Source organism: Burkholderia sp. JP2-270 (genome assembly GCF_003233675.1).
In the GTDB taxonomy this organism is placed as follows: domain Bacteria; phylum Pseudomonadota; class Gammaproteobacteria; order Burkholderiales; family Burkholderiaceae; genus Burkholderia; species Burkholderia pyrrocinia_C.
The window spans coordinates 1143772-1158050 of the sequence record NZ_CP029826.1 but is presented as its reverse complement, the minus strand read 5'-3'; the positions used below and the strand labels follow the sequence as shown (position 1 = coordinate 1158050).

Here is a 14279-nt window from a genome sequence, read left to right as displayed (position 1 = left end):
GGGTTTCCCGCACCGCCATTCACTCGTTGATTGCTGGCGTGGGTGATGGTGCAGCGTTTGGAAGCCGCACCGGCGGCCACAGCAGCGACTTCAGCAAGCCCGAGCGAATAGCCAGACACAACAGAATCAACGAAAGCGTTGCCTCGCCGATCACCCGCGCCATCGCCATTCCTGTCGCACCATACCGCGGTCCGAGGAAAAGGGCCGTCGTCACATTGAGCAGACCGGAAATCAGGCCGGCGACGGCAAGCAAATGATCTTTCTGGCGCGGGACGAAAACGTAAAAGCCAATGAACTGATTGAAGGCAGCAAAGGGAAACATCCATGCAAGCTGCTGCAGCACGTGCGCACTCGGAGTGAACGCCGAGCCGAGAATCAATGGCAGCAGAACCGGGGAAAGCACGAGCGCGCTGCAAAACGCGAGCATCCCGTAACCGATCAGTAGGGCCGCGCCGCGAAGGCTCGTCGCGCGGGCACCGTCATGATCTCCTTGAGCCAATTGCCGCGAGATGGTCGGAATGAAAACCTGTGCTGCCGGCGCCATCAGGCCAAGCCCGATCGTCGCAAAACGCTCCGCTGCCCCGAAGTATCCGACCTGCGAAGGCGTCGAGAGCAGCGTGAGCATATAGGTTGACGATGCCGTCAACACCACGGATCCGGTCGAATAGCAAAAGAGCATCGTCGAGCTGCGCAACAACCCCACGACGCCCCGCCACGCGATACGGGGCAGGCCCAAATTGGCCACCGTCATGCCATATGCAACTGCTGTTGATGCGATGCCGGAAAGCAGCAGGCTACCCAATACCCACGACGAATCACCCGGGCCGCGCACAAGCGTGAGCACCAGCATGAGGCTCAATGCGAATCCGGCGACCTCGAGCATGACGGGTACTCGAAAAAGATGGCGCCCCTGAAACAGCCAGCCGAGGTTCGAGCCCGACACAATGCCGAGAGCGGTCGCGAGAATTCCAATCGACGGACGCGCCGACAGTAGCGGTGAATAAAACGTGGCGCAGATGCCCACGATGGCCCCGACGAGCATGGTCGGGAAACGCGCACTCACATGCAACGAAAAGATCGCGTTCTGCTCTTTCCGGTCCTGGGTGCCGGAGATGTCACGAATGCCCACGAGCGTGAAGCCGTATCCGACGATCATCCACGTCACGTTCATCAATGACATCGCTGCGAGCACGCGACCGTATTCCGCGACTCCGAGTACACGCCCATAGAACGGGATCACGACGATGAGGTAAAGATACCTCATCGCATAACCGCCGTAGATGAATGCGATCGATCGGACGTTTTCCTTACGGCCCATAATCTCTTCTCTCAATCTTATCCCGGTCGTCGCTCGCAAGTTGTGCCAGGTCAGTCGCTGCGGCGAACACACTGCGCTCCCAACCGACGCCGCACGACATACGCTTCAATACGCTTTGCTGCTGCCGCGCGCGAGCGGGTTCGAGATGTAGCGAACCACAAAATCCGAAAGCGGTGCGAAGGGAAGCAGACACAGGCAGGACAAGCCGATCGTGCCGACTTTCTTCTGCGCGCTCCAGAACGGATTGGCGACTATCGAATGAAAATAGCTGCGCGACTCAAGCGCGAACCAGCGCCAGCGGCTGAGGAACGGTGCGCCGTACACTCTTTCGGAGAAGACTGCCTTCTCGTGCGAAAAGTCGCGGAAGGCAACCGGAAGCTCCATTCCGAGGCGCGCCTGTGCGACGCGCCTCAACGTGCGCCAGCGGATCGCATACGCCTTCGGCGCCTTGTTGTTTTTCTCCGAATTCGCAAACGAGACGTCGCACTCCGCCGAATTGTGCACGCGGTACGCACCTAGCGAGCGGGGAATACTGGCGACCTGGCCGACCAACGCTACGCCGTATATCGCGTAGAAGTCCGCACCATACCGCCCGTCAGGCGTCTCCGGCAACGGGAATATCTTGCGCAGGGCACTCACGCGATAGGCATTGCCCGATGCCGGAGGAGACGGATAGAGCCAGCCTCGCTCCAGCAATCGTCCGCAATCGGCCGGAGGATCCGAATGGGGGACTGATACACCGGACGGTTGGCCGTCACTGTCGATCACATCGAGCCGGAACTGTACCTTCACACACGCGCTCGATTCGAGTTGCTGCATCACTTCGGTTACGGCATGCGGATAAAGGATGTCGTCCGCGTCGAGCAAGATCGCATATTCGGTATCGATTTCGTCGATCGCACGGTTATATGCAGAAACCTGCCCACCATTCTTTTTCAGGATGCACCGAATCCGCGAACCGTAACCGTCGATCACTTCGCGCGACCCGTCAACCGAACCGTCGTCGATCACGAGCACTTTTGTCGCCGGATAATCCTGCGCCAATGCAGAATCGATGGCTTCGGACAGATAGCGCTCATAGTTATAATTGCAAATAGCGATCGTGACGGCTTTCATAAAATTGTTGCTCCTCGCGGTACCGTGGCGAAAATTTGCTCCGTCGATCGTTGCCTGCGTGGCACGAAGTTCATAACCGCTCTAGAGAACCCACCGCTGCCCCCGGAATCGAAACATCGCGTTGATGCACGACCTTCCGTCGCGCACCAGTCGACGGAAAAGCACGCAGCCGAGCGCAGCGGCCTCAGACATCAGTTGCTGTGGTGCAGCATAACGGACGTACATACTCGCCAAAATCGACAGGGCTAAAAGATCCGAAACATTGACCGAATAAGCTGACACTCACGCATGCGATCGCGCTTGCAATTCTGCACCTCACCCGCGATACCGTCTGCGCGATACGCATATTCGCCGCCCACACCGAGATTGCTCCGCGAATCGCCACCGAGCACCAGAATAGCTGCTCCGCCTCTACGCACCGAACGGGCCGCTAGCCATGCCGCTATGTATCCGCACGGCACGCCATGGAGCGGGGCATGAACGAGGCGGCGCACATGCCGTTGTCGCTGCGCTGACAGCAACAACGCCTTCGGTTTGTGCCGGTACGCGGCAAGCGCATTGTTTCAGCATCGCGAAGCGCATTGGGCACACACCGACCTGTCGGTCCGATTCACCTGCAACAAGGCGTTCAACACTTACCGCGCTCACATTGCCGGCACTCGGCGCAGGTGTGGCCATGCGCCGAGTGCGCATGCAACGGGCCCGCTGACCGCGAACGGCCGTATCGCCGCAGGCCGCGGGCGGAAACGTCGACGCGCTCGCCGGCAATCGCGACGGCCGCTGCACCACCGGCGCCACCAAACGCGACGGCCACGTGTGGCTCATCGCCGATCAGGAAAACGTGACGATGACGGCGCGATCCGCACCGAAAATTCGGATGGCAGCGACGACACGGTCGATATGAGCACCTGGAGATTCATCGCCGCCACACTCCGAACGCGTCAGGCCATCACACGCGCCAAGACAGGCTACGCGTCCGCATTGGCCCGCCTCACCGCGGCGATCAGCTCCGGATCCTTACCCCTCATCCCTGCCTTTTCGACGTATCGATACCTGATGGTTAGCCCGACAAAACGGCCAGCCGCGAAGCGGTATTACTTGTTGAAATGCGCCACATGACAGACAAAGCTTCCGGAATTGACCGAGCCGCCCGATACAGTTGTGGCGAGCACACCGACACCAAGCAACGCCCCAATGATATATACGAAGATGAGCGGCATAAGTACCCCATTGTTGATTATTGATTCGAACGCTACGCGGCCAACGACCCATCGTCAGTCGCGCGATTCTTCTTTTCCCGGAACAGCTTGCGTCAACGGATCGTGCTGGTCTATGCACTTCGCCGTGTCTTTGTTGCGGGTTAAAGCGTACCCTGCCAATTCCGCTCGCAACATGCCGAGTCACGAAACAGCGAACTGTTGGCGGATTTGACAGATATCTGCCCCCACGCCGTCCGCATGCCGTTTCCAAGCGCGGACGCACTGGCATCGGTTGCGGATGCAACTTCATTATCTTGATATGCGGATGGAATCCCTATGTGGAATTCTCTCCGGTTACATCGTTCCCGACACCATGTTCTGATGGTCAACCAACTCCGCCTTGCGTTGCTCGATACGTTCCATCAGGAAGGCGATTTCACTTTCCGGCAGGCGATCCCCGACCCAATGAAGATAGCATTCCAGTTCATGAATACGGATGCCGAGGGGCGTCGACTCGCGGTCGATGAACAGGACATCGTGCAATGACATCTCGCGGATTACGAATAGCGGAACTGCGGCACGCATGGGCCGGAATGCAGCGGAACGCACACCTCTTACCGCGCTAGCCGGATGGAATTCACCGAGCATCAATCCGGCATGCATATAGACCGGCTTCAGCAGTGCGTGCGCACTATCGATGAACTTGTACCATACGTCCGCATGCAGGTTCATCGGAAACACGCAGAGCGAGAACAGATCCGACGGCAACGGCCGGCTCGCCGCGAGGCGCCTGTAGATGGCCGGCATGCCCATCATGATGTCGAGATACACGTCGAACGGGAGCGCTGCGCAATCGAACGCGCAGAGGTACAACGCGCGCCCCTCATGCGCCGGCCTGGCAAACGGACAAACGACGCCCTTGCGTCCCAGGTCGGCATGCGGACGCATGACGAACTGCTGTATCCACTCCAGGCCTGCGATGAACGTCGCCCGCAAGTCCGGGGCCGCCACGGCGTCGATGCACGTCGACAGACACATCGATTGCTCGATCTCGGACATCGCACGCTTCACCCGTTCGTGGTCAGACGTGATCTTGGTCTCGCCTTTCATTCTTCACCGTCATTCAGGATGCGGCATGGCGCCGTGCCTACCCTCTGGCACAGCCGCGTTCATGTTCCCGAAGAGCCGCCCCCACTCGTAATCGTAGCGGTCCGGATAGAACGGGAAGACGCCAGCGCCCGGTGTAAAGGTCAACTCGCCGAAGTACACGTGACCGTCAGGCGCATAGAGGTCGACACGTACGTAGCCGAGGCCCTCGGCAAGACACCTCGCGATACGGACAATTTCTTCCCAATTGGCCGGTGGTGGCGGAGGGGTCTCGCTCCGTGGGTAGTCACCGAGAGCCAGATCCAGTCGGCGCCATTGGGCATCGAAGAAATCGCCATGCGGATGCCCGAAGCGGTCCGAGATGACGCCCGTGTAGATGATCGGACCATCCACGCCACTGCCGAACATGTTCATCTTCAGATCGGCCGGGATATCGCCGGCCCGATCGAGCAGCAGCGCTTCGAAGTAAATCCGCGGCTTGATCGACCGATAGTGTCTCTCGCGCGACGCGAGGTAAAAATTCGTCGCCAGCCACGTTTGCGCGAGCTGCCGCAGGTTCTCAAACGACGTTTTCGATTTGTCCCTGACAATTTCGACAAATGCGCATCCGTGATTTGCTTTCATGACGAATGCATGCGGCAGCGAATCGAATACCTTCTTCGTGAATTCTTCCGGTGCTGCGATCAGCGGTATCAGGTACTGCTCGCCGATCCGGTCCTTGACGAATTCGCGCACGGCGAGCTTGTCGGCCAGCTCGCTCCATCGAGGTTCCGGATGCAGACAGCGGTGAAGAAGGTGTTCATTCAACGTCGCGGGCCGGACGAGGTTCGGAAATCGTCCGACTCTTTTTCGGTGCGAGAGCCACAGGTAGAGCGAATCTGGCATGAGCGGCTTTGCGCGCCGAAGCAGGCCGTCAGCCTTCTCATACGCCCACGTGCGGACGGTTTTCGGCGTCATGCCTCCCGGCCGGCCACGCGCCGCCATCACGGACTTCTCCGAGCCACCCGACGTTTGAGCGGATAACCGCGGACGCGCTGTCACCCTGTCGTCAACCATGTCGCTGGTAACCGGCTGCGCGTCGTCTTCTGTTACGCTGGTCATCGGACCTTCTCCCTCATGTTCCATGTGTGCCCGGAAACCTGGACGGAAAACAGCTGCCTGAGTCCGCGGGTCGCCGAATTGTCAGTTCGGCGGGTAGCACGATGCGCCCCGTGAGCGCATGAGGAATTCCTGTCCGCTCTCGGACATCTGCCTGATTCCGAATGTAACCATCGCCGCGACGTCGAATGCGGGAAGCGAGCCGAAAATCACGAAATAATGGCAAATTTCTACGCCATTACATAGCGTTATATATTTTTATAATTTCAATATTATTTTGACTTTTTCATGCGATACAGGTAAGGAAAATATACAAAATTGCCTACCGGCCACCGATGATATTTTTTTACAAATGGACGAGATGCGTTAAAATCGTGCGTATCGCTGGAATTTCCGTTTTTGGGAAGTACCGCGGACATCGCAATATTGCGCGCAACGAATCACTGTCGCAGAAAATTGATGCTCGACGCCACTCCGACGGCAAATATCGCGTAACCAGACGCATTCGGGCTCCCGAGGCGCACAACGAGCCAGACGACCTCTTTCCGCGGAACTGCGCGCTCCGCCTGATCGAGTAATGCCCTTTGGGGGCGACGGTTCCCTCTCGTCAAGGTTCGAGTCGCCCGTTCTTTTTCAACCGCCCCGAGCGACCCGACACATTTACCTTCGATAGCCAGACTGCGTGGAATTCAACACCATTTCCGACGATGAAAACACATCAATTCCCATGAAATAAATAGACAATTTATTATCCGATCATGCCCCGCGTTCGCGATTTACCGATTTGATAATTTTTTATTTCAATTCCATCCATCGTTTCCCGCAACAGATGGCCCCAATCGTAATCAAATCGATCCGGATTGAAGCGGAACAGACCTGCACCGGGCGTGAACGTCAGTTCGCCGAAATAGACTTCATTTCCGGTCGAATAAAGATCCACGCGCAGGTACCCGAAATCCTCGGCGAGCAACGTCGCGACTCTCACGACATCGTCCCAGTTGGCCGGCGGCCGGGCAGGAGCGTTGCTACGCGTATATTCGCCTACCGACAGATCGAGCCGGTTCCATTGAGCATCATAGACATCGCCGCGGATATCACCGAAGCGGTCCGAAATCACGATCGTGTAGATGACGGGTCCGCCTGGCCTGCGCCCGAACACGTGCAGCTTGAGATCGGCGGGAATCCTGTCGTTCGAGTCGACCAGCAGCTTTTCGAAGTAGATGCGCGGTTTGATGTCACGGTAGTGCCGTTCCCGGTTGATGTGGTAAAAATTCGACGCCATCCACCGGGCTGCAAGCGCACTCAGCTCCGTGAACGATGTCTTCCTCTTGTCCCGCACTACCTTGACGAACCCGCATCCATGATTCGCCTTCATCACGAACGAGGATGGCAGCATGTCGAAGACCTCGCGCGTAAACGCTTCAGGAACGGCGATAAGTGGAATCAGGTACTGCTCGCCAATCTTGCGTCTGACGTATTCTCGAACGCTGAGTTTGTCCGTCAACTCGCTCCAACATATCGCCGGGTTCAGACTGCGCATCAGAATCATTTCGTTGAATGCCTTCGGGCGCGTGAGATTCGGGAAACGCCCGATCTTCCTGCGATGGGAAAGCATCAGGAACGCCCAGTCAGGGAGGCAATGCTTCACGCCGTGAAGAAATTTCCTGTAAGCCCGCATCGACGCGCGGATCTTCCCGGCACCACGCTGCCCGTCGGCCTCGGGTCGCACCGGGACGGTCGCGCCCGGCGCCACTGCGCCTTCCGGCGCATGTAGGCCCTGCGTTTGCTGCCCCCCCGACCCCGCCTGTGCACCGGTATACCGATTTTCATTTTGGTGCGAATTTTGCTCGTTATCGATATTACTCACGGTCTCTCCGTCAAGTGTGCGGACGCCGGTTCCCGACTTGAAGCGACCGCCGATCTCCGTTTCCGGAGCCCCCTTGCAATATTTTTCTGTACATGGTGTGCGTGGCATGGCGTCCACACATTGATACCCCGATCACGCGTGTCCGCATCGCTGCCGCGGGCGGGCACCCAGGCCTTGAACTTCCGACTCCGGTATTCGAGCCGCTGAACGAAAGCATCCGGTCTGCCCGTGTCGGACCAGCCTCCGTAGACCGAACGTGCACCGTAGCTCTTGACGATCCGCGCCGCCGGAGCCGCATCGATACGTCTCGCACCTTTGTCGGCCCCGTTTGCATCTGTCAACTTGTCATGCGCGATCGTTGTCCGGCGGTGACCGGACGGGACATCGCCTTGCTTTGACATACAAGCTATCCCCATTGTCGCCGGCTACCGGGCGACGCAAGGCAGGTGCTCCTTCACGCCTCTTGCGGTTCCGGCACGCCGGCTCGTGATTGCCCCGTCGCGGCTCAGGATGCCGCCGTGCGGAGCGATTCTGCCGACCCGATGCGCGAAGCGTAGCCGTAGTAACGGTTGCCGCGGCTCGCCGGCATCGCGTTGAAGACCGCCCCAACGATGCGCGCACCCGCACGGTCCAGCTTTCTGACCGTATCGGCGATCTCCTCCTCGCTCTGCGTCCCCGAACGCAGCACGAGCACCGTGGCGCCAGCTGTGCTCGCTATGATGTCGGCATCGGTCACCATCAGATGCGGCGGCGTATCGATCACGACGAGGTCGAATTCCGCGCTGAAGCGATCGAGCAAGTCCTTGAAACGGCGGCTCATCAGCAATGCGGCGGAATCGTGCGCCAGACTGCCGCACGAGATGAACCACAGCCCTTGCACCCCGACCTCGCGCATGACTTCCCGCGGCTCTTTCTGGCCCCTGAGCACTTCGCTCAGACCGTCCCGGTTGGACTGACCGAAATTGAGCGCGAGATGCCCGCCACGCATATCCGCATCGATCAGCAGCACGCGTGCGCCGATCTCCGCATGCAGCACCGCCAGGTTTGCCGCCACGAAGCTCTTTCCAGCCGCCGGCGTCGGACCGGTAAACATCACGACGTTGTTCGGTGCTTGTGCGCCGTCACGCGAGAGCGCGGTGCGCACGCCTCGCAACCCTTCGACAGCGAGATCGGTCGGGAAACGATCCGCTAGCACCTTTGTGAGGCCGTGCGCCTGGACGGCATTCTGCCGCCCCGATCCGCTGCGATGCTGCGCTGCCGACGGCCGCTGCAGCATGCCCACGGCGCCGTCGGAAACCGGCTTGCGATGCAACGGCGGCTCCATCTCCTGATCGAGTCTGGCTTGCTGCCGGCTGAACAGCACCTCGCCCACTACCGGGATATTCAACCGCTGCTCGACATAAAGCGGGTCCGTTACGCCCGTCATCACGTGACGGCGGAGAAATACCGACAGCACGCCGCAGAAGAGCCCGAGGACGACGCCGCCAGGGATGATCAACAGCTTTTCCGGCTTGACGGGGCGAAGCGGCACGGTTGCCTCGTCGACGATGTGTGCGCCGCCGGTCGTACTCGCGCGCCGCACGGACAGCTCCTCGGCTTTCTGCACCATGCCGAGATACACCGCTTCGGCCACCTTCGCGTCGCGCGCCAGGTCGGCATTGCGCCGCTCGGATACGGGCATGCTCGCGAAGCGCGCGTCGAACGCGCTCTTTGCCGCATTGAGCTGCTTGAGCTGCGTATCCACGCTGGTCACCCATCGGCTGCCCGGCGTATAGCGCTCCAGCAACTGGGTGCGCTGGATCTGAAGCGACGCAATCTGCCTGTCGAACTCGATGCCGCCCTGCAAATACGCCTGCGATTCCGTTGTCGGCTGCATCGACTGCGCCGATGCCTGATAGTCGGCGAGTGCCCGCTCGCTGCGCAGCAGCTCGGCTCGCAGCCTCGGCAGCTCTTTCGTGATGAATTCGAGCGTCGCACTGTCCGTGCGCTGACGGGTCGCCACTGCGTATGCGATGTACTGCTCAGAAATCGCGTTGGCAACATCGACGGCCCGCGTCGGATGCTCGTCCAGATAAGTGATCTCGACGAGCCCGGTGCCCTTCGCGCGGTCGGTAATCTTCACGGATTTCGTGAAACGCGTCACAGCGTCGAGCCCGTTCCAGCGAATCACTTCGAACTTCGTGCCTGGCCGCGCGACGAGCTCGCCGATTTGCATCGAGACACCGCGCGAACTGGCGGTTTCGCCCACCTTTCCGGAGAGCAGCGGCTCGCCGGACGGTCCGAACAGCTCGTATCGGCCATTGTCGCGCGCAACCAGCGTCAGCTTCTCCTCTTCGAGCGCGCGGGGCACCTCGAGCGATGTCACGTGCACCTGCTCGCCTCCCCACGCAAACGAGCGAAGGCCGAGCCAGGGCGCCGCGGGCTGCCCCGGGCTCGCCAGCTTCTGCGCAATCGCACCGAGGACGGGCACCGACTGCGGCGTCACCGAGATGTCGAACCGGTAGCGCTTGATCACCGGCCCGAGCACCGAGCGGCTCGTCATCACTGCCATTTCGGCATCGGGTGAAGGCATCGGCGGCGGCGTCTCGCGGGTCTGCGAAGAAAGGCCAAACTCGTTCGGGTCCGGCGGGTCCACTCGCACAAGCACATCCGCCGAATAAATGGGCGTCGCGAGCAATACATAGGTGACCGACAGCACCGCTATGAATGCGGCAATGCCAACGATCTCCACCCAGTGGGTGCGCATCAGTCTGAGCAGTTCCCGCCCCGAAAGCTGGCCGCGCTCGCCACCCCGCTGCGCCGGGATCGAGTTGAAGGTCAAGTGGTTCACCGGGGTCATCCTCGAATTATCATAAAGTGGTCTTGTATGCGCCTAGCGCACCGTCACGCCAGATTTCGCTTCTTGTGCCTGCATGGCGACTTCGGCCATGTCGAGCCATTGCTTGAAATCGAATGCCTGTGCCGCAACGGACTTCCACCGCACCGCCTCGGCGACGACAGCCGCATTCCGCAAACGCGTCACACAGGGTTGGCAGCGGCTCACCCAACCCGCCCATAAACGTCCTCAAAGCGGACAATATCGTCCTCGCCGAGATACGAGCCGGACTGCACTTCAATGAGCTCGAGCGGCAACTTGCCCGGATTTTCGAGCCGGTGTCGCACGCCCAGCGGAATATAGGTCGACTGGTTTTCTCCGAGCAGGAAAACCTCGTCGCCACGCGTGACACGCGCGGTGCCACATACGACGATCCAGTGCTCCGCCCGATGATGATGAAGCTGAAGCGACAGCTGCGCCCCCGGCTGCACGACGATGCGCTTCACCTGAAAACGCTCGCCGTTGTCGATCGAATCGTAGTGGCCCCATGGGCGGTGCACCTGCCGGTGCGAATGCGCTTCGGGATCGTTCCGCCGGGTAATGTGATCGACGACGCGTTTGACATCCTGGGTTCGCGATCGCTCGGCCACCAGGACGGCATCGGCCGTCTCAATCACCACGAGGTTCGAAACGCCGATGCACGTAACAAGCCGATTCTCGGAGCGCACGTAGCACGATTGCGCATCCTCCATGAGCACCCGGCCGGAAGATGCATTGCCGTGCGAATCCTTGTCGAGCGCGTCCCAGACCGCCTCCCACGAGCCGAGATCGGACCACGAAGACTCCAGCGGGACAACCACGCCCGGCACGTTGCTGTCACGCGCGAGGTTTTCCATGACCGCATAGTCGATCGAATCGGCCGGCATGCGGTTGAACGACGGTTCATGCGGCCTGAAAAACGCGCCGGCATTCTCACCGAGCTCGTAGGCTTGCGCGCAAGCCGCGTGAATCGCCGGCTGCATCTGCCGCAGCAGCGAAAGCCAGACGCTGGCGCGTACGACGAAAACCCCGCTGTTCCAGTAATAACGGCCGGACGCGACATACGCCCGGGCGGTTTCGACGTCAGGCTTTTCGACAAAGCGCCCGATTTCGCTTGCCGTGCCATCGATCAGCGCACCGGCTTCGATGTAGCCGAATCCTGTTTCGGCGCGCGTGGGAAGAACACCCAGTGTGACAATTGCGCCACACTCAGCGAACCGCACTGCGGCCGTGACGGCACGCTCGAACTCTGACGTGTCACCAATCATATGGTCGGCCGGCACTGCAACGAGCACACCATCGCCGCCTTCGGCAAGCGCGTGCATCGCGGCGAGCGACAGCGCCGGAGCCGTATTGCGCCCGCTCGGCTCGACAATGAAGCGCGCCTTGACGCCAAGCTCTTCCAGCTGTTTCGCGCTCATCACGCTGTGCGCGGCGCCGCACACGACGATCGGCGCCTCATCGAGCAAGCCCCTTTCACCAGCCAGCGGTGCGAGGCGCCCGGCTGTCATCTGCAGCAGCGACCCGGTGCCAAGTACGTCGACAAGCTGTTTCGGGAAATGCCTGCGCGATACAGGCCATAGCCGTGTACCCGACCCGCCCGCCAGCACCACGGCGCGTGCGCGCAATGCGGGCTGCGCCTCCACCTGGCTGGAAACGCGGGCATCCGCTGCCGGTTCGATTGGCAGTGACAGATCATTGACTTCGGCAGGTAATTTCATCCGGCTGTTCCCCGTGTAATGGATGAACACCGCTAACCGGCATGCGCGGCGTGCGGCTCGAGCGTGGCAACCGCAGCCTCAGGCCGATCATGGCTTTCCTGCCGGTCACACACCCGTCACTTTCGCCGCGAACGGCGGAGGCATTAGTTTCATGCTGCGGTGAAGCGTAGTGAGTCCGCGAGACGAATCACGCAGGTGGGTCCTAAAATCCCGAACTATTGTCGCTTTCAGCAGGATTCGATTAAAGAGGATCAATCGAAATCCTGTCCGGATCCGCCAAGTCAAAATTTTTCAAAACATATTCTCCGCCTGCGCAAACGCAAACGATTGACGAAGTAGAATCTGGCCAAATCAATGAGTCAAAAATGCCATTGCCGCAGCAAAGTCGCCCGGGCAAATGGGTTGCCACATGCCGCACCTCTATACGATCAAAAACGACAATGCAACTATTTTATCTCCATCAATTTATCAAAGCCCTTGCACCTACATCTTTTATGCAGCGGGCATGAGGGAACGGCCACAAGCATCTATTGGCGGTTACGTTGATACTTCTAGGAATCGGCAGTCCGCGCGATTCCTCCAAAGCGCCCAGGCATTTCCGCTCAAACGTAACATCGCACAATGTGAAGATTGCGAGTCTACAAATCTTCAGGCACGATTTATCCAGTCCGAACGGCATAACCTACGCGTGGCGATAAGCATTTGTTTCAAAATGTAATCCCGCCCATGCAATACCGCCCCAAGTCCATTCATTTATCGATCAATTCGTCTGATGATTGCGTATTGCGTGGGTAATCGTAGACGCCTGATACCGAATGTTTTACTCAACCGATCACGCCAACTCCACGTAATTTTCGGACAGGTTTCCTGATGTAAAGGACAACCAAGTCGACAATTTCTGATGACGCAGCGCAATATAAACTATGGCCAGCCTGGGAGATCTTTCGTGGAACGCGCAACAGCATTTACAAGTAAAGTCATGATGCAGCGGCAAGTGAACGAGACAACCGAGGTCCGCAATATTGGAATACTCATTTTCGATGGCCACTATTTGGTGACGGCGAGCGTCATCAACGAAATCTTCCACCTGGCCAATGCGACGTTGCGATTTGCCGCCAACGAACCCCTTTATAGAATTACGATACTGTCGAAGCTCGGTGGCCCGGTATCCAGTTCCTCGTCGATCGGCGTGATGACAAAACCCCTGGCTGCGTATCAGGTTGGCGACTTTCATGCGCTGTTCGTCGCGAGCAACGATGTCCGGGTCAAATCGGGTTTCGACGCACAACTTACCGCTTGGCTCGCCGGCGCAGACAACGCACCGCAACGTCGACACGGGCTCGCGCCGCGTTTCGACGTTCTGTTGCCCCATTCGCGGCCACGTACAGTGCCGGTTTACTGGGTCGGATCCGGGAACGGCACCTCCTGGACACTCGATCAAAAGGCTGCACAAATGGCGCTCTCGCAGATCGCCGAGGATCATGGCGAGGAAATGTCCACGCGGATCGCGGGCAGCCTGCAGCCGCCTATCGTCTGGACCGGCAATTCGAGGAGCAACTCGCACGGCATGAACACCGCAACCGACAAACTTCACGAGTCGGCACGTTGGATACGCGAGAATTTCGACCGCGACATTTCGGTGTCCGACGCCGCCGTGGTGGCCGCAATGAGCGTGCGAAACTATTTGCGCCGCTTCAAGACCGAGTTCGGCGTCACGCCGCTCGAATATCTGATGCAGCTTCGCTTCGAGGCCATTTGCGCGATGCTGGTCAATACGACGCTTCCCGTCGACAAGATTGCGCGTCACTGCGGCATGGGTAACGGCGACAGGCTGGGACGGCTCTTTCGCAAACGCTACGGCGTGTCGCCTACCACCTACCGGAAGCTTTCCCGTGACCAGTAGTCGCGTGAAGCAGCCAACGTACGTCGAGACCTTCTGACGCCCGCGCCGCATACGGCAGTGCTTGCGCCGAACCGGCGAGGTCTGGACCTTCTGCCT

9 protein-coding genes are annotated in these 14279 nt (G+C 59.5%); 1 reads left to right on the top strand and 8 read right to left on the bottom strand.

Annotated features, from left to right (window positions below; translation table 11 throughout):
• Positions 1-19: 19 nt before the first annotated feature.
• The 8 genes from DM992_RS38005 to DM992_RS37975 all read right to left on the bottom strand — a co-directional run bounded on the left by DM992_RS38005 (position 20) and on the right by DM992_RS37975 (position 12280).
• Positions 20-1318, bottom strand: a complete 1299-nt coding sequence (locus tag DM992_RS38005; RefSeq protein ID WP_111021377.1) for an oligosaccharide flippase family protein — start codon at positions 1316-1318, stop codon at positions 20-22.
• A gap of 105 nt (positions 1319-1423) precedes the next feature.
• Entirely contained in the window at positions 1424-2434 is a 1011-nt protein-coding gene (locus tag DM992_RS38000; RefSeq protein ID WP_111021376.1) for a glycosyltransferase family A protein, read from the bottom strand.
• 1553 nt (positions 2435-3987) lie between these two features.
• A complete protein-coding gene (locus DM992_RS37995) occupies positions 3988-4743 on the bottom strand; it encodes a DUF6875 domain-containing protein (protein ID WP_111021375.1) in 756 nt (251 codons plus the stop codon).
• 9 nt (positions 4744-4752) lie between these two features.
• Positions 4753-5697, bottom strand: a complete 945-nt coding sequence (locus DM992_RS37990) for an ATP-grasp fold amidoligase family protein (protein ID WP_239511542.1) — start codon at positions 5695-5697, stop codon at positions 4753-4755.
• An 889-nt stretch (positions 5698-6586) separates the two neighbouring features.
• A complete protein-coding gene (locus tag DM992_RS37985) occupies positions 6587-7705 on the bottom strand; it encodes an ATP-grasp fold amidoligase family protein (protein ID WP_343212481.1) in 1119 nt (372 codons plus the stop codon).
• A gap of 505 nt (positions 7706-8210) precedes the next feature.
• A complete protein-coding gene (locus DM992_RS37980) occupies positions 8211-10544 on the bottom strand; it encodes a polysaccharide biosynthesis tyrosine autokinase (RefSeq protein ID WP_111021373.1) in 2334 nt (777 codons plus the stop codon).
• 33 nt (positions 10545-10577) lie between these two features.
• Entirely contained in the window at positions 10578-10748 is a 171-nt protein-coding gene (locus tag DM992_RS42090; RefSeq protein ID WP_162631837.1) for a hypothetical protein, read from the bottom strand.
• A complete protein-coding gene (locus tag DM992_RS37975) occupies positions 10745-12280 on the bottom strand; it encodes a mannose-1-phosphate guanylyltransferase/mannose-6-phosphate isomerase (protein ID WP_111021372.1) in 1536 nt (511 codons plus the stop codon). Before DM992_RS37975 ends, DM992_RS42090 begins: the two co-directional genes overlap by 4 nt.
• Before the next feature lie 946 nt (positions 12281-13226).
• Here DM992_RS37975 and DM992_RS37970 point away from each other — a divergent pair.
• A complete protein-coding gene (locus DM992_RS37970; RefSeq protein WP_162631836.1) occupies positions 13227-14183 on the top strand; it encodes a helix-turn-helix domain-containing protein in 957 nt (318 codons plus the stop codon).
• Positions 14184-14279: the final 96 nt, after the last annotated feature.